General features: G+C 41.4%; 18 protein-coding genes and 1 rRNA gene. 10 read left to right on the top strand and 9 right to left on the bottom strand.

Annotated elements, in window-relative coordinates; all coding sequences use genetic code 11:
* Positions 1 to 83 (top strand): 5S ribosomal RNA (gene rrf, locus VQ643_RS06190); the annotation flags it as partial.
* Positions 84 to 636: 553 nt separating this feature from the next.
* Here rrf and gluQRS read toward each other — a convergent pair.
* Positions 637 to 1,518 carry a tRNA glutamyl-Q(34) synthetase GluQRS gene (gluQRS, locus tag VQ643_RS06185; protein ID WP_414198480.1) on the bottom strand — a complete coding sequence of 294 codons (882 nt, stop codon included), beginning with the start codon at positions 1,516 to 1,518 and terminating at the stop codon, positions 637 to 639.
* Between the two features lie 46 nt (positions 1,519 to 1,564).
* On the bottom strand, positions 1,565 to 2,590 hold the full coding sequence (locus VQ643_RS06180) for a DUF2333 family protein (protein WP_414198478.1): 1,026 nt from the start codon (positions 2,588 to 2,590) through the stop codon (positions 1,565 to 1,567).
* Positions 2,591 to 2,791: 201 nt separating this feature from the next.
* On the opposite strand from VQ643_RS06180, the gene VQ643_RS06175 reads away from it, so the two are divergent.
* Positions 2,792 to 4,399, top strand: coding sequence for a response regulator (locus VQ643_RS06175; RefSeq protein WP_414198476.1), 1,608 nt, complete (start codon positions 2,792 to 2,794; stop codon positions 4,397 to 4,399).
* Here the strand turns inward: VQ643_RS06175 and VQ643_RS06170 are convergent.
* Both VQ643_RS06170 and arfA read right to left on the bottom strand, forming a co-directional pair.
* Positions 4,389 to 5,648, bottom strand: a complete 1,260-nt coding sequence (locus tag VQ643_RS06170; RefSeq protein ID WP_414198475.1) for a lytic murein transglycosylase — start codon at positions 5,646 to 5,648, stop codon at positions 4,389 to 4,391. The genes VQ643_RS06175 and VQ643_RS06170 overlap by 11 nt on opposite strands.
* Before the next feature lie 40 nt (positions 5,649 to 5,688).
* Positions 5,689 to 5,850: an alternative ribosome rescue factor ArfA gene (arfA, locus tag VQ643_RS06165; protein WP_414198473.1), complete on the bottom strand. Its 162-nt coding sequence runs from the start codon at positions 5,848 to 5,850 to the stop codon at positions 5,689 to 5,691.
* A 126-nt stretch (positions 5,851 to 5,976) separates the two neighbouring features.
* Between arfA and VQ643_RS06160 the strand changes: the two genes are divergently transcribed.
* On the top strand, positions 5,977 to 6,792 hold the full coding sequence (locus tag VQ643_RS06160) for a TatD family hydrolase (protein WP_414198472.1): 816 nt from the start codon (positions 5,977 to 5,979) through the stop codon (positions 6,790 to 6,792).
* On the opposite strand, the gene VQ643_RS06155 is transcribed toward VQ643_RS06160, so the two are convergent.
* Entirely contained in the window at positions 6,789 to 7,367 is a 579-nt protein-coding gene (locus tag VQ643_RS06155; RefSeq protein WP_414198471.1) for a Maf family protein, read from the bottom strand. The two genes, VQ643_RS06160 and VQ643_RS06155, sit on opposite strands and share 4 nt — an antisense overlap.
* Positions 7,368 to 7,523: 156 nt before the next feature.
* Here VQ643_RS06155 and ffh point away from each other — a divergent pair, with 156 nt between their 5' ends.
* The 6 genes from ffh to VQ643_RS06125 all read left to right on the top strand — a co-directional run bounded on the left by ffh (position 7,524) and on the right by VQ643_RS06125 (position 13,736).
* The gene (gene ffh / locus VQ643_RS06150) at positions 7,524 to 8,900 is read left to right on the top strand and encodes a signal recognition particle protein (RefSeq protein WP_414198470.1); all 1,377 of its coding nucleotides are present in this window, start codon (positions 7,524 to 7,526) and stop codon (positions 8,898 to 8,900) included.
* A gap of 129 nt (positions 8,901 to 9,029) precedes the next feature.
* On the top strand, positions 9,030 to 9,275 hold the full coding sequence (gene rpsP / locus VQ643_RS06145) for a 30S ribosomal protein S16 (protein WP_414198469.1): 246 nt from the start codon (positions 9,030 to 9,032) through the stop codon (positions 9,273 to 9,275).
* Positions 9,276 to 9,283: 8 nt separating this feature from the next.
* On the top strand, positions 9,284 to 9,820 hold the full coding sequence (gene rimM / locus VQ643_RS06140; RefSeq protein WP_414198468.1) for a ribosome maturation factor RimM: 537 nt from the start codon (positions 9,284 to 9,286) through the stop codon (positions 9,818 to 9,820).
* A 3-nt stretch (positions 9,821 to 9,823) separates the two neighbouring features.
* Entirely contained in the window at positions 9,824 to 10,576 is a 753-nt protein-coding gene (gene trmD, locus VQ643_RS06135) for a tRNA (guanosine(37)-N1)-methyltransferase TrmD (protein WP_414198466.1), read from the top strand.
* A gap of 43 nt (positions 10,577 to 10,619) precedes the next feature.
* Positions 10,620 to 10,976 (top strand): 50S ribosomal protein L19, encoded by a 357-nt coding sequence (gene rplS, locus VQ643_RS06130; protein ID WP_414198464.1) that lies wholly within the window; start codon positions 10,620 to 10,622, stop codon positions 10,974 to 10,976.
* 159 nt (positions 10,977 to 11,135) lie between these two features.
* Positions 11,136 to 13,736 carry an autotransporter outer membrane beta-barrel domain-containing protein gene (locus tag VQ643_RS06125; protein ID WP_414198462.1) on the top strand — a complete coding sequence of 867 codons (2,601 nt, stop codon included), beginning with the start codon at positions 11,136 to 11,138 and terminating at the stop codon, positions 13,734 to 13,736.
* A 66-nt stretch (positions 13,737 to 13,802) separates the two neighbouring features.
* On the opposite strand, the gene VQ643_RS06120 is transcribed toward VQ643_RS06125, so the two are convergent.
* Together VQ643_RS06120 and VQ643_RS06115 are read right to left on the bottom strand one after the other, a co-directional pair.
* Positions 13,803 to 14,381, bottom strand: coding sequence for a hypothetical protein (locus tag VQ643_RS06120; protein WP_414198461.1), 579 nt, complete (start codon positions 14,379 to 14,381; stop codon positions 13,803 to 13,805).
* The gene (locus tag VQ643_RS06115; protein WP_414198459.1) at positions 14,374 to 15,366 is read right to left on the bottom strand and encodes an alpha/beta fold hydrolase; all 993 of its coding nucleotides are present in this window, start codon (positions 15,364 to 15,366) and stop codon (positions 14,374 to 14,376) included. The genes VQ643_RS06120 and VQ643_RS06115 overlap by 8 nt, the downstream gene beginning before the upstream one ends.
* Before the next feature lie 351 nt (positions 15,367 to 15,717).
* Between VQ643_RS06115 and VQ643_RS06110 the strand changes: the two genes are divergently transcribed.
* Entirely contained in the window at positions 15,718 to 17,082 is a 1,365-nt protein-coding gene (locus VQ643_RS06110; RefSeq protein WP_414198458.1) for an MFS transporter, read from the top strand.
* Between the two features lie 15 nt (positions 17,083 to 17,097).
* Here the strand turns inward: VQ643_RS06110 and torD are convergent, their stop codons facing one another.
* Together torD and torA are read right to left on the bottom strand one after the other, a co-directional pair.
* Entirely contained in the window at positions 17,098 to 17,724 is a 627-nt protein-coding gene (torD, locus tag VQ643_RS06105) for a molecular chaperone TorD (RefSeq protein WP_414198456.1), read from the bottom strand.
* A 1-nt stretch (position 17,725) separates the two neighbouring features.
* The gene (gene torA / locus VQ643_RS06100; RefSeq protein ID WP_414198455.1) at positions 17,726 to 20,212 is read right to left on the bottom strand and encodes a trimethylamine-N-oxide reductase TorA; all 2,487 of its coding nucleotides are present in this window, start codon (positions 20,210 to 20,212) and stop codon (positions 17,726 to 17,728) included.
* Between the last annotated feature and the right edge of the window lies 1 nt (position 20,213).

Genomic DNA, 20,213 nt, shown 5'->3' with positions numbered 1-20,213 from the left:
CCCATCCCGAACTCAGAAGTGAAACGATGTATCGCCGATGGTAGTGTGGGGTCTCCCCATGTGAGAGTAGGTCACCGTCAAGCGCCTAAAACAAAATCCCAGCTTAGCAATAGGCTGGGATTTTTTTTATGTCCGTAAAAAATAAAGCTTAATCGCCTGTTTCGCTTTCAATAAAGACCTATAATCTAATGGATAAAAGCAACCTCTGTCTTATACTCTGTGAGCCAATAAAGCATTTAGGCAAGAAGTCTTAACTGTTACGGGGTAATTTGTGTAGTAGAAATTTCACTAAGTTTAAAAGATCGCAGATTAACGCTGTAAGATAAAGAAAGGTAATAACCAGCATTAGTCTATTGCCCTTAGTAAGAAAAATAGCTACTAAGGTATCTTTTAAAAATGCGTTTGGCGTCTGTTTTAATTCGTTCGCTGATGATGAAGCGTTCTTACACCTAGGCTTTGCTTGCCTTTGTGCTCGGACACTCAGTGCTTAAGCCTGTACTTAGCAAGCTAGTCTTTCGTTTGGTTATTCTACTTGTGCGCACTATTTTAAGCTAAATAAAAAGCTAAGTTATGCTCTTTTTAAAGGGAAGGCAGTTAGGTAAGTGATTTCTATGGTGTTCTGTTTTATAAATAAAATTAAGTCAGCTGTGCTTCTGGTATAGATAGCGTTTTGGGTATTTTTTCTGCATCCCAGTGAGCGCTGGCGAAACAGAGTAGCTCTTGTGCCGTCGCTTCTTTTAAGTAGCTAGGTGCTGTTTGACCTAAGGCCTTTAGTGCACGTAATAGATTCAAGTGAATACGCTGCTGGTCAATAGCCTCTGATCGATAAGATTTACTGAGCTTTTGCCCGTTAGGCATAGTAATTAGCGGGATGTGTAAATAGTTAGGCTGGGTATAACCTAAAATTTTTTGTAAGTAGAGTTGTCTTGGTGTGTTATCAAGTAAGTCGGCACCGCGTACCACGTCTGTGATGCCTTGTAATCCATCATCTACCACAACTGCTAGTTGATAAGCATAGTATTGATCTTTGCGTTTAATAATAAAGTCGCCGACATCAGTACTGATATTTTGCTTAAAAACGCCTTGGATTCTATCGATAAAACTATAGATTTTATCCTCAGTTTTGATGCGGATGGCGCTAGAGGTCGGGTTTTTATTGTTTAGATTACGGCAAGTATTTGGGTAGACAGCAAAAGGCTGAAGTTGAGAACGGGAGCAATCACAGTGATAGGCGAGTTGTTTTTTGAGTAGATCATTTATGATTTCTTGGTAAATTCTGTGGCGTTGACTTTGTTTGATTATTTCACCGTCCCAGTGTAAACCATAAGCTTCTAAAGTCCGTATAATTGAGTCGCAAGCACCTTTAGGCTCACGTAGGGGATCGGTATCTTCTATGCGTAATAACCACTTGCCCTTTACAGCTTTGGCATCAAGATAAGAAGCCAAGGCTGCTAGCAAGGAACCAAAATGAAGTGGTCCACTGGGAGTGGGGGCAAATCGACCAATATAAGATGTCATTAGAAAAGCGCCAAACATAAGTTTGACGCTTAGTATAGCGCAAGGTTTAACCTTGTGAGAGTAATTGGCGCAACTCTAAAATAGTAGCGTTTGCACGAGATATATAGTTTGCAAGCACTAAGGAATGATTCGCCAATATACCGTAACCATCACCATTTAATATAATAGGGCTCCATACGGTATGCTGTGTTGCTTCTAGTTCACGTATGATGTTGCGGACACTTTCAGTGGCGTTCTTTTTAGCCAATACATCAGCAAAATCAACTTCTACAGCTTTAAACAGATGCAGTAGTGCCCATGCTTCGCCCCGTGCTTCGTAGAAGACATTATCAATTTCCAGCCAAGGAGTTTTGGTAATATGTTCAGTGTCTCCTTCAAGCTGGCCAACAAGGTTAGTACGACCAACGCTTGCAGATAAACTTTGCGATACGTTTCCTAAGCTGGCTGAAACATCGCCTAGCCAGTTATTGAGGTTGTCTGCTCGGGTATAAAACTTAGCATTGCCATCGGCTGTGTTCATACGCTTTAAATAGACATTAAGGTAGTTGATACCTTTACGGTATTCTTCTTCAGTGGCAGGAAACATCCAGCGATTCGGGTCAGAGTTAAAGCGAGCATAAGCGGCAGCTAAGTCCGTATCTTCGGTGGATTGAGACTGAGCACGAGTAAAGTCTTTAACTAATGCACGCGAAAAATTACGTACTTGAACCAGAACGCCTTGTTCCCACGAAGGGATGTTATCTAACCATAAACCAGGTGGAAATTTATCATTCGTTAGATAGCCGCCTGGCTTATCTAGCATGGTTTGCATAAGATGTTTAACAGTGGCTACACTGGTATAGCCTGTTACAATTTTTTGTTGATTGGCTTGAGCGGTCGCTTCTGCGTTGACTGTGACAGAAAAGAGCTTTGGCTCTTGACTCCAATACCAGCCAACAAAAACCGCGATAATGAGGTAAATAAGTAAGACCGCTCCTAGGGTTTTACTAAACCAAATGCCGCCAAAATAACTCCGTACATCATCGACAGAGTTCCCTACAGTGTTGCGGGTTTTTCTTTTCCAATTAAGCATTCATGTTTCCTTTTGGCATCACAGTGCTTTTGCTATCGACACTATAAAACAACATTAGGTTTTACGCAGCGGTTAAATAATCTTGATATGAATCAAGTGCTATTTTTAATCTTTGTGATGCTGGCGGCGAGTTAATCTTAGGCAATACTTTAGCATCTATTCTATTGTTGAATACGCATACTTATTTTTTGCGATAGAACCATGGATGAAATTTTGCCAAAAAACCTACAAGACCAGCAAACAACAATGTTACAAATAGCGCATTTAACTCGTGATGTGATTACTGTCTGGCAACAGTTCCATCAAACAGGTTATGAAAATGTTTTTGCTTCTTTAATGGCAACGCTTAAAAATTTTGAATTTAGTGTCCAACACAGCACAATTCATAGTCAGTTGACACAAAAAATTATTGCTGAACTTCGTCAATTAAAAGCTATTTATGCCACTTTAGATAAAAGCTTATTAGAGCCAATTGATGCATTAATGTTCAACCTTGAGCAAGAAGCTATCAAACAATTTGGAGAGCGCAATCAGCTCCTAGAAACCAGTGGTTTTATTGAGCAGCCTATTTATGTGCTTTGCCAAACAGAAGCACTGGTTGAAAAACTAAGCTCACATTTAGTTTATCTAGCACGGCGCGTAATAGCCTTTGATAGTGCAGAGGTGCTTCTACAGGCCAGTACCAAGGAGTTACCTGTGGCAGTGGTGTTGATAGTTGATGCCAAACTCAGTACCACTGATTTAGATGCTTTAAATGAGTTTCATAAAGAAAACAAGCAATTACCGATATTTATGCTCTCATTTGAGCCTAATCGTGATGTCGCCTTTCGATTAGAGGTGGTTAGGCGCCAATATACAGGTTTCTTTTCAGGTATTTCTGATGAAAGTTACTTTTTATCTAGCTTAGAACGATATGTACATAATCGCAAAAGTACAGCTTACCGTATCCTAATTATTGATGATTCCCGCGCTCAAGCATTATTACTACAGCGTATGCTAGAGGATCATACGCAATTTAAAGTAGATACCACCAATGAGCCTTACGAAGCCTTAAATAAGCTGGCCGACTTTAAACCTGATGTGATTTTGTTGGATATGCAAATGCCAGAATGCTTTGGTTATGAATTGGCCTCTGTTATTCGCCAAAGCTGTCGCTACACAGGCACACAAATTCTTTACATGTCGGCTGAAGAAGAGCTAGATAAACGTATTCTAACCCTGACGGAAGACGCTGATGGGTTTATTGTAAAACCGGTAAAGGCGCATCATTTGCAAAAACAAATTATGTGTAAAGCCTTACGTGGGCGCAATATTATGCGTCAGCTAAGTAAAGACGCTTATACGCAGCTAGATAATCGAGAGTATTTTATTTTTGCTGCTGAGGATCAAATTAGACAAGCAACCTTAGGTCTTTACACACTTAGTTTTGCGGTGTTAGGTATTGATCATTTGCGTTATTTTAATCAGCGCTATGGTTATTCTGCTGGAGATCAACTGTTGAAAGGCTTTGTATTATTTTTAAAGCAAAATTTAACAGAAGTAACTATTGGGCGTTATAGCGGTAATAAAATAGTACTGATTTTTAAACAGAAAACATCTGTTGAAGTGAAAGCTATATTGGATACATTGCTAAAAGCCTATTCAATACTGGTTTATGATTTAGCCAATGAAAAGGTTTTTGCTAGCTTTAGTGCTGCCATTGTCGCTTGGCAAGAGGGTTATGAAGTGCAAGAAGTGATTACTAAAGCAGCACAAGCTATTAGTCGTACTGCTAAGCTTAGTTATGCCCAGATAGACATTATTGAGTAATAGCTGCTTTGGTAGCAGCTCTAAGTGCATCAAGTAATGTAATACTAGCGTAGCTGTCTGGGATAAGGGAGTAGTCTATTTGGAACGCTTGAATAGCTTGGCGCGTATTGATGCCTATTATGCCATCGGTGCTACCTGCGTTATAGCCTAAACCATTAAGAATTTCTTGCATTTCGACACGCTCTGAGCGAGACAGTGGTCGATCCTCGGTAGGCCAGCTACTTTGTACATTGGCCTTACCTTTGAACTGATCTGCCAGTAGGCTAATTGCGAGGGCGTAGGCGGTTGAATTGTTATAACGCATAATGACACGAAAATTATCCAGTAGTAAAAAAGCGGCTCCTTTATGACCAGCTGGTACAAATAATGTGGCTATTTCTTGGTCAAGTTTGCTATCTATAGTAATGAAACCTCTAACCCCTAAAGCTTTCCACTGAGCTACTGTTTTTTGTTGAATACCATCTGCCAGTTGGTAGTTAAAGTTTGCTGGCAGCTTTACTTCCATTCCCCATGGTATTTGGTATTTCCAACCATAATGCTTAAGGTAGTTAGCTGTTGAAGCTAAAGCATCAGCTTTGGAAGTCCAAATATTACGTTTACCATCACCGTCAAAGTCTACGGCAAAGCGTAAAAAAGTACTTGGCATAAATTGAGTTTGGCCCATAGCTCCAGCCCATGAACCGGTTAAATCTGTGACCTTGCGATCGCCAGCTTGTACTATAGATAGTGCGGCCATTAACTCTTGTTTCCAAAAGTTAGCACGTCGTCCTTCATAAGCTAGGGTTGCCAGTGAGCGAAATACATTACTCTTACCTGTATTGGCCCCATAACCACTTTCCATACCCCAAATAGCAACAATGATTTCGGGATCAACTTGGTAGCTTTGTGCGATTTTTGTTAACACCGCTTGCTGTTCATTTAGATTTTTTTTACCAATATTGACTTGCCCTTGGGCGGTAGCACCGGCTAGGTACTCCCATACGGGGCGTGAAAACTCAGGTTGAGTATTATCTAAACGAATGACCTGCGGATCTAAAGTGATATCTTTAAAGGCTGCATCCAGTGTTGTTTGAGGGATGCCCTTGGATAACGCCTGCTTTTTGAAATCACTGACCCATATGTGGAATGCTTGTGCGTGTTTTTGGATATAGAGTTGAGGGTCAACTGTATCAGCCTGGCTAGCTAAGCTTAGCAGTATACAATTTACAAAAATAAAAAAACTAGAGCAGAAATGGCGCAAAAAAAACATAGTTACCTTAATCATGGTCATTGTGCGAGTAATAGAAAAATTAAGCTGCCAGCATTAAAAAAGCCTCTTGGCTGTTTTTCCAAGAGGCTTTGCGGTTGTAACTACCTTTGCCTTTCACTGCTCGCTCTGTACGGCTACGGTAGAGCGGTTGGGCAACCATTGATTTGGCCTTGCCGCGGCCTTTCATTTTATTTTTAGCCATTATGTTTCCTTAATGTTGACCAGGTATCTATTGTAAAAACTTTACTCTAGAAAAGTTTACTTTGTTCCGTAAATCAGCTAAATAATGTTACCACAAATAAAAGTATCATAGGAGCAATATAAACGAATGATCGACATAGGTTTAAATTTAGCCTCTAAACGATTTAAAAATAAGCACGAGCTAATCCGTAAAGCTTTAAAAGAGGGAGTCAAAGGCTTTATTTTGACAGGAACCTCGTTAGAGGAGTCAAAAAAAGTATGCCAACTTGCAGATGAACTATCTGACTGTGCACGTTTTACAGCGGGCTTTCACCCACATAATGCCAAATACTGGGATGCGAAAGCAGCTGAGCAATTAACAGGACTAATTGAACATCCTCTTTGTGTGGCTGTAGGTGAGTGTGGTCTTGATTATGATTTAGATCGGATGTTTTCTAGCAAAGAAGAACAGCATCTGGCTTTCCAAGCACAACTTGAGTTGGCGATTCAGCATAATAAACCCGTATTCTTGCATTTACGGAGCGCGCTAACTAAAACAGGTACACAAGAAATTCTAGAAGACTTTAAACGTATTGCTCAGCCTTACATCGAACAAGGTTTAAAAGGTGTAGTGCATTGCTTTACGGATAATACCTATATGGCTAGAGAGTTATTAGCACTTGGCTTTTATCTAGGTATTACGGGGTGGTTGACAGATCAAAAACGAGGAGCAGATTTGCGTCGTGCAGTTGAATTGATTCCACTTGATCGTCTTTTAATTGAAACGGATGCGCCTTATTTATTACCGCATAACCTTCCAGAACGACCTAAAGATAAGACCAATAAGCCAGAATACCTACCTTATGTGTTGCAGGCAGTTGCGCAGTCGAAACGAGTTACACCAGAACAGTTAGAAACAATTACCAATGATAATGTTGAGCAGTTATTTGGTGTGCGTTTTTAAGGGATAGTAACAGAGAATAAACGTAATAAGCGGCAGAGCTCTATCAATGGTAAGCCAATCAGACTAGTAGCGTCACTGCCCTCCATTTTTTCAAACAAACTAATGCCTAAGCCTTCTGCTTTGAAGCTACCAGCACAATCATAAGGGCTTTCAGCGTGCAAGTAGCTTGTTATCTCAGTATCCGATAATTGTCTAAAATAGGTTGTAAAAGGAACAAGGCTTATTTTAGTCATAAGATTTTGACTATCAATAACTGCTAAGCCAGTATAAAAATAGACTGCTTTACCACTGGCTGCTTTTAATTGCGCAAAAGCGTTGTCAAAACAAAGAGGCTTGCCAACAATATGGCCATCTAAGACAGCTACCTGATCGCTGCCAATAATTAAATGGTTAGTATATTTTTTAGCTAATGCCTGAGCTTTACTAATAGCCAGACGTTGGACTAAAGCTTGAGCCTCTTCATTCGCTAATGGCGTTTCATCAATATCAGGACTTTCACTGAGATAGGGTAGCCGTAAACGATCTAATAAGGCCTTACGGTAACTTGAACTGGAAGCGAGAACTAAAGAGCGCATAGAAACCTCGTGGTCAAGCTGGACTTGAGAAAAGTCAGACTTTTATTTAATTTGCAAATTCTATCAAGAATACACAGCCTTGGGAGCTGTAGAAAAAGACGATTTCAGGTATACTCAAAGGCTTGCTGTAACCTTATAAAAGACAGAGGAACCTGCATGTTCGAGAATCTATCCGATCGTTTGTCGCAGACGTTGCGCCATATTACAGGAAAGGCGCGTCTTACCGAAGACAATATTAAGGACACTTTGCGTGAAGTGCGTATGGCTCTTCTCGAAGCAGACGTTGCTTTGCCTGTCGTAAAAGACTTTGTGAATGCAGTGCGTGAGCGCGCTGTAGGTACAGAAGTATCTAAAAGCCTAACGCCCGGTCAAGCCTTTGTAAAAATTGTCCAAGCTGAACTAGAAGCAACCATGGGTGCGGCTAATGAAGACTTAGCGTTAAACGCTGCGCCACCTGCTATTATACTAATGGCCGGTTTGCAAGGTGCTGGTAAAACCACCAGTGTTGGTAAGCTCGCACGCTTTTTAAAAGAACGCAAAAAGAAAAGTGTGATGGTAGTTTCGGCTGACGTTTACCGTCCAGCAGCGATCAAACAGCTTGAAACTTTGGCAGCAGAAGTTGGTGTTACATTCTTCCCATCAGATATAAGTCAGAAGCCTATTGATATTGCCAAAGCAGCCATTGCTGAGGCTAAGCTAAAATTCATTGATGTGGTTTTAGTCGATACAGCAGGGCGTTTAGCTATTGATAGCGAAATGATGGACGAAATTAGTCAGTTGCACGCTGCAATTAAACCGATTGAAACACTGTTTGTAGTTGATGCCATGACGGGGCAAGATGCGGCTAATACAGCTAAAGCTTTTAATGATGCGCTCCCGCTTACAGGCGTTATTCTTACTAAGGTAGATGGTGATGCCCGTGGTGGTGCAGCCTTGTCTGTACGTGCTATTACAGGTAAACCAATCAAGTTCTTGGGGATGGGTGAAAAGAGCGATGCGCTTGACCCCTTCCATCCTGATCGTGTGGCTTCTCGCATTTTGGGTATGGGTGATGTACTCAGCCTGATTGAACAAGCAGAGCAAGGCTTAGATAAAGAAAAAGCAGCTAAACTCACACAGAAATTGAAAAAAGGTAAAGGCTTTGACCTTGAAGATTTCCGTGATCAGCTCGCTCAAATGAATAATATGGGCGGTCTAGGTAGTCTGCTTGAAAAAATGCCAAACATGGGCGGAGTTAACTTATCGCAAGCCAATGTGCAAGGTGTGGCTGAAAAACAGTTTAAGCAAATGTCTGCGATTATTGACTCTATGACGCCGGCTGAACGTCGTGATCCTGACATTATCAGCGGATCACGTAAACGCCGTATAGCCTTAGGCTCAGGCACTCAGGTGCAAGATGTAGGTCGCTTAATAAAGCAGCATAAACAAATGCAAAAAATGATGAAAAAGATTACTGGCAAGGGCGGCATGGGCAAGTTGATGCGCGGCCTTGGCGGTATGATTCCGGGCATGGGTAAACTACCCAAATTATAGGTTTCATCAGTAATTGCAAAATAGCCCTTTGCAAAGTAGTAGATAAACCTTAGAATATGCGACCTTTTAGGCAGTAGGCCTAAAAGTGTCCGCTTAATTTATAAGCAACGTAACTATAGGAACAGGTTAATGGTAACTATCCGACTAGCTCGTGGCGGTTCTAAAAAACGCCCTTTCTACCACGTAACAGTGGCTGACAGCCGTAATGCACGTAACGGTCGCTTTATCGAGCGTATTGGCTTCTTCAATCCACTAGCAACTGGTGGTGAAGTTCGTCTATCTGTACAACAAGACCGCGCTAACTACTGGTTAGGTCAAGGTGCACAAGCGTCTGAGCGTGTAGCTCAATTACTAAAAGAAGCAACAGCTGCTTAATTTTTAGTATGAGTAATACAGCACACACCAATGATCAATTGATCGTACTGGGCAAAGTTGGCGCAGTGCATGGTGTAAATGGCGAAGTTAAGGTTCATTCCTTTACCGACCCATTAGATAACCTACTGGATTATCGCACTTGGACTTTGCGTCGCGATGGCGAAATCAAGCAGGTGAAGTTGGTTAAAGCTCGTTTTCAAGGGCAAGCTTTGGTGGCGCAAATCGAAGGTCTAACCGATCGAGAAGTGGCGCGTACTTATACAAACTACGAAATTTGTGTACCTCAAAGTGAGCTTCCTGCTTTGGCAGAAGGTGAGTTTTACTGGCACCAACTAGAAGGCTTAAAAGTAATCAATCAGAGCCAGCAATTGCTTGGCATCGTTGAAAGCTTATTGGCGACAGGAGCAAACGATGTATTAGTACTTAAGCCTTGTGCTGGAAGTATTGATGCAAACGAGCGCTTACTGCCATATACGGAGCACTGTGTACTTAGTATTTCCCTTGAAGCTGGAGAGATCCAAGTGGAATGGGACGCTGATTTTTAATGAGTGATTCCTTTGCAGGTTGAAATTATTAGCATCTTTCCTGAGATGTTTTCAGCGTTAACGGATCATGGTATTACTCGACGCGCCGTAAATAGTGGTATTTTGCAGGTTAACTGTTGGAATCCACGCGCCTTTACAGAAGACAAACACCAGACAGTGGACGACCGTACTTTTGGCGGTGGGCCTGGAATGGTGATGAAAATCGAACCATTAGAGCGCGCTTTGGCAGCGGCAAAGCAAGCGATTAATGGGCGGGCAAAGGTAATTTATCTTTCGCCGCAGGGTCGCCAGCTTACACAGGCGGCTGTGACTGAAATGGCAAATGAATCAGCTTTGATTCTAATTGCTGGTCGGTACGAAGGCATTGATGAGCGTTTTTTAGAGACTTATGTCGATGAAGAATGGTCAATTGGAGACTATGTGTTATCAGGTGGTGAATTGCCTGCTATGGTCTTGGTTGATGCTATAACCCGTTTACTGCCTGGGGCATTAAACCATGCAGAATCAGCGGTAGAGGATTCATTTACGAATGGATTGCTCGATCACCCGCACTACACCAAACCGGTGGAGTATCAGGGTAAGAAAGTTCCAGATGTACTACTTAGTGGGCATCATGAACATATCCGGCGCTGGCGCTTGAAGCAAGCCTTAGGGCGAACAGCTACACGCCGTGCTGATCTTCTGGATTGCCGCTCGCTTTCTGGAGAAGAGAAAGAGCTGCTCGATGAATATATGCGCGAGCAGGACGATAGATGAGTATCGATGGTAAGTCTTATAAGATTTATCTTAGGAGCACAACATGACTAACAAAATTATTCAGCAGTTAGAAGCTGAACAAATGACAAAAGAAATCCCAGCGTTCGCACCTGGTGATACTGTTATTGTTCAAGTAAAAGTAAAAGAAGGTGATCGTAGCCGTTTACAGGCTTACGAAGGTGTTGTTATTGGTAAGCGTAACCGTGGTTTAAACAGTGCTTTCACTGTTCGTAAAATCTCTAACGGTGTTGGTGTAGAGCGTACTTTCCAAACTTACAGCCCAATCGTTGACAGCATCTCTGTTAAACGTCGTGGTGATGTACGTAAAGCGAAACTTTACTACTTACGCGCACTTTCTGGTAAAGCAGCACGTATTAAAGAAAAATTGGCTACTAAGTAAGTCTCATTTTTCTCTAAAAAAGCAGCCGAATGGCTGCTTTTTTTATGGTTCTGATACTTTGTTACAATTTTTTGGGTGTGTGTGAGATGTTGTTTTGATATTATTTCTACGACTTATGTATTAGGCATAAGGGTTTGAATTTTATCAAGGAAGATCAGAATGAAGTATTCTATCAACAAGATCACGTTATCTTTATTAGCGGTGATTGCATCCACTCCTGCTTTTGCTGCGCCTACGCCTGCTGCGCCAACTTCAGCGCCTGCTATTCATTCACACGTTGACAAAATTAGTTTATTGCATAATGGTGATGTATCTAATGCAAAAAACAGCTCTACCTCTTCCATCGTATCAGTAAGTGACATAGGGACAGATGGGCAATTAATACATAATGGCCATCTTTATGTTGAGCTCAATGATAAAGGCACTTATGTTCCTGAATATACCCCTAGCCCTAATATCGTTGGCGGTACTGCTCAAAGCGTTGTAGTGGTAAGCACTCTTGAGATTAAGGATGCAACCTTTAATGGTAATTCCAATGTCTTGGTTACAGGCGATAATAATCACCTTAATTGTAGTTCTAATGTGAAAGATGGTTGTGCCTATGCTGGTTTTCCCAGAGAGCAGTATGCACGCCCAATAAATACAAATAATACATTTAATAATAGATCAACAGAATATATTTATAGCTTGAAAGATGCCTCTAAAATTGCTGAGTCAATAAATGCTAAATTTAATGATGCCAGTGTTCAGGTTGTAGGCAATAAAGGCGGTTCGACTTCTGCTGTATTTAATGATAACTCAGCTCAGGTTGTTGCTAATGGCGGTGTCTCGGTTGATGCGGTTTTCAATCATTCGTCTCAGCAGGTTTTACAAGGTAATGCGACAGCAACAGCGGTTTCAGCAATAAATACCATACTAAATAATACGGCTGTGCAATTTTTACTTAATGATGCCATTGCAGAAAAAACAGTGCTAAATGACAAAGCTTGGCAAGTAGCACAAAAAACGGCGCAAGCTAATGGCAATACATTAAATGGTCAAGCTGTGCAGTGGTTAGCGGATACAGCGAAGGCTACAGATACTACTTTAAATAATAGATCTATTCAGATTTTAAATAATAATGCTCAAACTATTAATAGCCATTTAAATGATGAGTCAACTCTTGTACTAAGAGATACATCTACAGCGACTAATACGAATTTAGCAGATCGTTCTGAGTTATATGTAGGTGAAGGTAGTAAGGCTATTACCACGTCATTAAAAGATCAGGCATTTGCTCGTGTTGAAAAAAATGCTACTTTGGTTGGCAAAACAACCTTGCTTGATAATACTTGGTTAGCATTACAAGCAGATGCTACGCAAGGTGCTTTTGCTGAGGATATTACAGCAGCAGACAATACTATTATTACAGTATTAAACGGTGCTGATCGTGAAGATAAAGCGCATATTGGCAAGCTGGTAGGCAAAACCTTTGTTAATTTTGAACAAGAATCTGGAAAAGCCTTACATGGCAACTTATTAATAGATGAGTTAAATGAGTCTGTAGAAAATATTACCTTTAAGTACTCATCAAAATTATTAGATGACAAAACAGACTTTGTCACTATTAATAATGGCATTGGAAAACACTTCATTCAGTGGATAGATCGTGATACAGGTGTTGAGCTAATCAATAATCCAAATCGTGGTGTTGATTTTGTTAAGTTAAACGCAGGTGATGCTAATTTCCGTTTAATTGATGCTTCTAAACGTGAGATTGATTATTTGGATGTAGGAACCTTTGTGTATGGTTTAACTACCTCTGAAGATGCAGCAGGAGCTAAAACTTGGACGCTAACATCAACAGGGCGCTTATCACCATCCACTATTGCTGCATTAAACGTTGCAGCTGCACCTCAATTGATATTCCAAAATGAGCTGCAAAATTTACGTTACCGTATGGTGACTCTAAAAGATGCTAAACAAGAAACTGGCGTTTGGGTACGTGCTTTAGGCGGTCGTACTGAGGCTAAAGAAAAACATCTAGATTTCGAAATTAAGCAACAAGGTATTGAAATCGGTGTGGATCATGGTTGGGGTACAGATTCAGGCTTGTTAGTGTTTGGTGTGTTCGGTAATACCAGTAAAAATGATGTTGATGTGAAACATGGTAGAACCAGCAATATTGATAGCTATAGTTTAGGTAGTTACTTAAGCTACTTTGATGATAGCGGCTTGTATGTTGATGGCGTGTTGAAATACAACAACTTTGATACGGATGTAAAAGCCACAAGCACGAACGGTTATAGCATTGCAGGTAGTTATAAAACTAAAGCCTTGGGCGCGTCTGTGGAATTAGGTTATAGCTTACAACAAGCGAGTGGTATGTGGTATGAGCCTTATGCGCGTTTATCTTATAGTCAAATATCGAGCAAAAGTTATCAGTTAGATAACGGTATGGACGTTAAGCTAGGTAAACAAAAATCAATACAGGGTGAAGCCGGTGTTAGCATTGGTCATCAGTTTGATTTTACAGCTGGTACAGTAACGCCTTATGTTAAAGCAGCTGTTATGCATGAGTTTGCAAGTAATAATAAGGTTACTATTAACAACCGTTATGGCTTTAAAAATGACTTGTCAGGCACAGGTTCGAAGCTAGGTTTAGGTGCTAATGTGTTATTGAAGAACAATATCAGTATTTTCGCTGAAGTTGATCATCAGTTTGGTAGCAAAGTGAAAGCACCCGTCCAAGGTAATATTGGACTACGCTATAGCTTTTAAGTAGTAATCGAAGCATAAAGAACGCCCTAACTTGTTTAGGGCGTTTTTATTTTTGGCTTTAACGTATTATGATTTCATCACTTGAACAAAGTGTTCATAGTTAAAAGGTTTGCCCCAGCCATCGTTGTCTTTAAAGTTATATTGCTGAATTAAAACCTCCCAATGAATGGGTAAGGGCACTAATTCAAGTGCTTTTTGCATAGGTTCTAGTGTTTCTATACTAAATTTTACTATGCCAGCATATAAGTTATTTCGTCCTACCATAATGCATAGTGCTAATAAGTTATTGAGTTGTTCTGGTAGCAACTGTAGCTGTTGTTTAATGCTTTGATATTGTTGCACTGTTAATTGATTAATAAGACAGTTTGAGCTCTTTTTGTGAAGCTGCGTTGACTCTATTTGATTGTAATGCTGAATTTGTTTTAGCGTATCTTCTGCATTTAATTTTAAGTTAGTTAAACTCAGTATTTCTGCTTCCCAGCTATCTAATCTTTGCGCTTGAGTAAAATGGGCTAGTTGTTTTAAGAATAGTCGAATAGCAGGGTCTTGATGCAGACCTTCCTGCCTTAACTTTGTGCGAAAACAAGTTAAGGCAACTGCAAAACGTGCTCGAATTGAAAGTTTTCGGAGAGCGTTATTAGTCATTGTTTTGTTGTAAAGTGGTTAGTGTATTTTGCGTTTCAGTTCGATGCTTTAGTTGTTCAGCTGTGCTAGCAATTTGCTCGTACGCTGAAGCCGTGATCATATGACCTTTATTGGCTAATAAGGTAATTTCTAACTGAGGGATATAGTATTGCAATGCTAACCCATGTTTATGGTAGTCCAGTATCCGATCAGCAGTGCCATAAAGAATAGAACAAGGCACCTTGATTTCTTTATAGCGTACAACCATTTCAGGCGTGATACCTATTTGGCAACCAAAAATATCACAAGATGCGCCGTAAAGTGCTTCTGCGCGCGTGCCTAAGAGCGCTTCTGCTTCGATAGCGAAATTAGAGGGCACAGGCTCTGGGTGAAAAATAGACTTTATAGATAGATTGCGCGTCGACCAAGCTATGGGTGTAACTAAAAAACGGCTAGCAAAACGACGGACAGGATCTGGGCGTAAGAAATAAAGTAAGGTAAATGGAAATGGAAGTTGATTGGTTGGCATGCTTACAGGAGATATAAGCAGCAAAGCCTCGGTCATTTCAGGGTGATGCACTGCGAAGTTAAGGCTAATAGCTCCGCCAAGCGAATGTCCTGCAATATAGGCTTTTTTAATATTTAGTGCTGCTAAAAAGTCAGCGGCGAGATCTGCTTGAAAACTAATATCGGCATAGATTTCTGATGTTTGGCTGGAGTAGCCACAACCTAAGCGATCCATAACTATAACATGAAAGTTTTCAGCTAGCTTAGGGGCAAGTTTATAGCAAAGATCGCCTGTATTACCAGTTAAACCATGAATCAGTAATAAATAAGGTCCTTGTCCATATTCTCGGTAGTGAATACGATGTTGTTTTACTTGAATAAACTTACCCTTAGGTGGCAATAGATGCTCAACCTTTTTTTTGTAGTAACCTGCTAGCCAATATAGCGCAGCTAAAAGAAGTGAAATCCAGAAGAGGTATTGTAGAAGTTGAGTGAGCATCGGGGACATCCTTTTTCTTGTGGCTTAAGTCAGGTGCTGTTAGCGAAAGAGTGTAATCTACATGTGAGTTTCCCGCTGTGAGTCAGTACAGTTAATATATTCACTAGGAGGCTAGGCTTAAGTTATCAGTTTAGTGGGTTTAGTGAGTAAGGTGTTACGTTTAAATCTAATAGTATGAGCTAAGCTTGGCTAGTTACTAGTAGCTTTGTGTCTAGTTGAGTTGGCCGCCATAGCTTTGGCTAATGGTGAGAGCAAGCAGCGTTTTAATGATACAAGAAATGATATGCTGCCTTTTTAGATAGTATTTATGTTTAACTAAGTCAGTTTTAATATTTAATTTAGTTGATTTTCATGGTCGAGCATCAAGGGTTACCTATTCCGCAACGCTATGGCGCTATTACTGCAATAGCCCTAGGCATTATGTTATCCGTATTGGATGGTGCTATTGTTAATGTGGCATTGCCTAGTATAGCGAAAGATTTCCATGTCTCCGAAGCGGAGTCCATCTGGGTCATAAATGCTTTTCAGTTAGCTATTGTGATTTCTTTGTTGTCTCTGTCTTACTTGGGAGATCGCATAGGCTATAAAAAGGTTTACCAATGTGGCTTGCTTGCTTTTATTTTCTCCTCATTGGTGTGCGCGCTGGCTTCTAACTTAGAGGTTTTGGTGGCTGGGCGTATGTTGCAAGGGTTTTCTTCAGCTGCTGTTATGAGCGTTAATACGGCGTTAGTACGGCAAATATATTCCCCTACTCATCTAGGGCGTGGGATTGCAATCAATTCAATGGTTGTTGCTTTATCTGCTGCTGCAGGACCAAGTATTGCCGCTTTAATATTGTCTTTTGCCTCATGGCATTGGCTCTTTTTAATAAATCTACCAATTGGCATTATTTCGGTTATTTTAGCGTTTCAGTTTTTACCCAGTAAAACACCTAAAAAAGTAGCGACTTCATTTGATACGCCTAGCGCTGTATTAAATGGGATTACATTTGCTCTATTTTTTCTAGCTATTAGCGGTGTGGCGCATCAATATCATTGGTTATTAATTCTTACTATGCTGTTAGCTTGCTGTGTAAGTGGTTATTTTTTAGTCAAGCGTCAACTAGGACGACATTCGCCATTATTACCTGTTGATTTGTTGCGAATTCCTATTTTTAGTATTTCTTTGATTACTTCTATTTGTGCTTTTACTGCACAAATGGCAACCTTAGTGGTACTACCGTTCTTCTTGCAAAATATGCTCGGCTATAGCGTAGTTAAAACAGGTTTACTGCTAACGCCTTGGCCAATTGCAGTTATGTGTGTTGCGCCACTTGCTGGACGCCTGGTTGAGCGTGTGCATGCTGGATTATTAGGCCTGTTGGGGCTGAGTATTTTTGCCACAGGGCTGGCTTTTTTAGCATTACTGCCAGCTAACCCCTCTAATTTTGATTTTATTTGGCGTATTGCATTGTGTGGTATTGGCTTTGCATTATTTCAGTCACCAAATAACTACACTATTATCAGTGCTGCGCCTGTCTCTCGAAGTGGCGCTGCCAGTGGAATGTTAGGAACAGCAAGGCTAACAGGGCAAACTATGGGGGCTACCTTAGTTGCGGTGTTCTTCAACTGGTCTAATACGCCTGTGCATACGAGCGTTTGGTTAGCTTTTAGCTTAGCTGTGGCGGGCGCTGCATTTAGTGGCTTACGTATGTCGCAAGTACAGAACCGACCTTAAGAGTAGTAGGTAGCGTTAGCTTTTACTGGGTTTTCCGTTAAATCGAAATTTCATATTATTTTGATCTTGCTTGCAAAAATCAAGAGTGAGTTGAGCTACTGCTGGGTAAAAGTCACTGCTTAAGTTCGTTTTCTGACAACGTTGTGCCCATTTAGGTAACCAAGTCAAAACTTGTTCGTTAAGAAAAGCTTGCTGAGCTGAGTGGTCATTTTGCTCAATTAGGTGAGCCATAAGCTCAAGCAAGGCCGCCAAATGATCCTTGGTTTCATGATAATGCTCATTCAGTTTTAGCTGCGTATAGTCAAACCACTCCATTAGTGCTGGGTTTACGGTTCCTAAGCTTGGTTGCTCTTGATAAAGGCTTGCATAGGGGGCTGCACTGGTTTTACTGGCATCCTGCAAAAAGAGCTGTGTGAAATCAGCACGTAACTCTAGCTCTGCGTCCTTGCTTGTAAGTAGATGTTGTATGGCAGCTAAACAACGCTGGCATGTAGGGCTAAGCGACTCTTGAGCAATAGCAAGGTTACTAAAAAGGCTTTGCCAGTGATCTTTTAGGGCTAAAAAACGCAGACCTTGTAACTCTTGTAGGATTAGTCCTGCTAATAAACGGTACAAAGTGCTGCGTTCTACTTCATTTAACATGCTAGATTTCTACTACTTCTGGTCCGCCAAAGGCTGTTACTGGAGGAACTTTTCCTGTGAACTTCTCAATCTCTACTAAGCATGTATTTGCACTGGTTGCTTGGGCTAATCGAGAAGTACCAATATCAAGGGTTAATGTATTGGCGCTACCATAGGTATCTAGAGCTCCTTTTTCAGTGCTTAAAGGTGCGTACCAGCCTCCCTCATGGATGCGGGCGACCCCTGTAGGAAAATTATCTGAAATACGTACGCCTACGAGTACTTGCCCACGATTATTGAAGACACGCACGAGATCGCCATCTTTGATTCCACGCGATTTCGCATCCGTAGCGTTCATATAAATGGGCTCTCGCCCTTGTACACTATAAGTGGCACGGTATTCGTCCGATTCACACATTTGTGAATGTAAGCGTTGGTCGGGATGTGAAGATTGCAGCCAAATGGGAAATTGGCTAGACAAAGGCCCGCCGTGTGAGCGCTCAGCTTTCTCCATCCAGGTAGGGTGCCCCTTGCAGTCTGGATAGTTAAAACTCGCAATTTTTCGGCTATAGATTTCAATAAAGCCTGATGGCGTGCCCAAAGCGTTAATTTCAGGATCTTCACGAAATTCGGCGTGGCGTACCCAGTTTTGACCTTCTCCGAAGTCGACGTAGCCTGTTTGCCAAAATTCAGTAAAAGGAGGCATTGGATATTGGGCTTTATTGGCTTCACGACATTCTTCGTATAACAGCTCAATCCATTGCATTTCATCTAGTTTGCGTGAGTAGGCATCAGCCTTGCCAAAACGTTTGGTTAGCTCGTGGAAAATATGCATATCTGTACGTGATTGATAGAGCGGATCAACCAAGCGCTGCATAGCTAATATTCCTCGCGTGCAATAAGCGCCATATACATCAATATCATTGCGTTCAAATTGTGTGCAAGCAGGTAAAACAATATCAGAAAAACGGCAAGTAGCATTCCAGGAATAGTCAACAGTGACAACCGTCTCTAATGCTTGAAAAGCTTGTTGCATGCGGTTGTGATCTTGATGGTGATGCCATGGATTACAGCCACAAAAGACGGCCATTTTAAAACCAGGGAGCGTCACTTTGCTGCCGTTATAATCAATCACAGTGTTGGGCTTAAGCAACGCATCTATCCATCGAGCAACAGGCATAACAGCAGAAACACCGCGATAATCCTTATTGGTGTATTTAGGTGTAACACCTTCATCAGGGTTTAGCGGAAAGGCGCCTGGACTGGCAGCGCTAGTTGCAGGTACGCCAATACCACTGTAGTGATGTGAATAACTAATGCCTCCGCCAGCTAAACCAATTTGTCCAATCATAGAAGCAATAATGGCTCCCATCCAATAAGGCTGTTCACCATGTTGCTGGCGCTGTACTGCCCAGCCAAACATCAATTGAGTACGATCTTGAACCAGTAGGCGGGAAAATTCACGAATGGTATCAGCAGGTACGCCACAGATTGTTTCTGCCCATTCTGGTGTTTTTTCAATGCTATCTTCTGTCTTGCCTAAAACATAAGGAATAAAGCGTTCAAAACCCAGCGTATAAGTTTCTAGAAAGGCTGTATCATGTAAGTTTTCAGTGTACAGCGTATGGCAGATAGCCAACATAAATGCCACATCAGTGAGCGGGTTTAATTGGATTTGCTCACAGCCTAAGTAGTTTTGAGTTTTACTTTTTACAGGGTCAATACTGATAACCCGAATTTCTTTATTGGCTATTTTTTCTTTGAGCTGCTTGAAGTACTCATAGGATTCATGTGTTTCACAGTTCCAGCCAACCTGTAGGTTTTTAATTGGGTCGTTCGCCCAAAACACAATAAGCTTGCTGTTTTCAAGGATTAATGGCCATGAAGTGCCTTGCGCATAGACTTCAGTTGAGCCTAGTACATAAGGCATTATTACTTGGCCAGCGCCAGTAGAGTAATCGCCTGCTTTACTAACAAAGCTGCCGTGCATGGCAATAGCACGATTCATATGGTTGCCACAGCTGTGTATTTGTCCTGTTTGCCGCCAGCCAGTAGCACCAGCATATAAGCCAGAAGGACCATAGGTTTGCTGGATACGTTCGAGTTCCTCGTAAAAAAGATCAATAGCTTCGTCCCAAGTGACGCGAACGAAACGGTTATCTCCACGCTGGCTTCTATCACTTTTTTCTTTATTGCGTAGCCAATCTAAACGCACCATGGGATAGCGAATGCGAGAAGGGTTGTGGACTAGCCCGCGAATACCATTAAGCATATCCGTTGGGTTTTTATCTTTTTCAAAGGCAACCACTTCTGCAATTTCACCATTGGCGATGCGGGCGCGCAATGCGCCCCAGTGCGAGCCAGAGATTTTCCATTGGCTGGTGGCACCTGCTTGAGCTGCCCGCGCCATACCTTTGACAGTTAAACTCGGTGCAAATAAAGCGCTCACACCTGCTACTAGAGAGCCTTGGAGTAAACGGCGGCGGCTAGTGGAGAGAGGTGTCGTCATT

It is taken from the genome of Pseudomonas sp. F1_0610 (assembly GCF_047470865.1).
In the GTDB taxonomy this organism is placed as follows: domain Bacteria; phylum Pseudomonadota; class Gammaproteobacteria; order Pseudomonadales; family Pseudomonadaceae; genus JAZDRH01.
This window is presented reverse-complemented; position numbering and strand designations above follow the sequence as displayed.

Coding starts and splice junctions, on each gene's coding strand:
- gluQRS (WP_414198480.1), bottom strand. CDS start 1,518: ATGACATCTTATATTGGTCGATTTGCCCCCACTCCCAGTGGACCACTT.
- VQ643_RS06180 (WP_414198478.1), bottom strand. CDS start 2,590: ATGCTTAATTGGAAAAGAAAAACCCGCAACACTGTAGGGAACTCTGTC.
- VQ643_RS06175 (WP_414198476.1), top strand. CDS start 2,792: ATGGATGAAATTTTGCCAAAAAACCTACAAGACCAGCAAACAACAATG.
- VQ643_RS06170 (WP_414198475.1), bottom strand. CDS start 5,648: ATGTTTTTTTTGCGCCATTTCTGCTCTAGTTTTTTTATTTTTGTAAAT.
- arfA (WP_414198473.1), bottom strand. CDS start 5,850: ATGGCTAAAAATAAAATGAAAGGCCGCGGCAAGGCCAAATCAATGGTT.
- VQ643_RS06160 (WP_414198472.1), top strand. CDS start 5,977: ATGATCGACATAGGTTTAAATTTAGCCTCTAAACGATTTAAAAATAAG.
- VQ643_RS06155 (WP_414198471.1), bottom strand. CDS start 7,367: ATGCGCTCTTTAGTTCTCGCTTCCAGTTCAAGTTACCGTAAGGCCTTA.
- ffh (WP_414198470.1), top strand. CDS start 7,524: ATGTTCGAGAATCTATCCGATCGTTTGTCGCAGACGTTGCGCCATATT.
- rpsP (WP_414198469.1), top strand. CDS start 9,030: ATGGTAACTATCCGACTAGCTCGTGGCGGTTCTAAAAAACGCCCTTTC.
- rimM (WP_414198468.1), top strand. CDS start 9,284: ATGAGTAATACAGCACACACCAATGATCAATTGATCGTACTGGGCAAA.
- rplS (WP_414198464.1), top strand. CDS start 10,620: ATGACTAACAAAATTATTCAGCAGTTAGAAGCTGAACAAATGACAAAA.
- VQ643_RS06125 (WP_414198462.1), top strand. CDS start 11,136: ATGAAGTATTCTATCAACAAGATCACGTTATCTTTATTAGCGGTGATT.
- VQ643_RS06120 (WP_414198461.1), bottom strand. CDS start 14,381: ATGACTAATAACGCTCTCCGAAAACTTTCAATTCGAGCACGTTTTGCA.
- VQ643_RS06115 (WP_414198459.1), bottom strand. CDS start 15,366: ATGCTCACTCAACTTCTACAATACCTCTTCTGGATTTCACTTCTTTTA.
- VQ643_RS06110 (WP_414198458.1), top strand. CDS start 15,718: ATGGTCGAGCATCAAGGGTTACCTATTCCGCAACGCTATGGCGCTATT.
- torD (WP_414198456.1), bottom strand. CDS start 17,724: ATGTTAAATGAAGTAGAACGCAGCACTTTGTACCGTTTATTAGCAGGA.
- torA (WP_414198455.1), bottom strand. CDS start 20,212: ATGACGACACCTCTCTCCACTAGCCGCCGCCGTTTACTCCAAGGCTCT.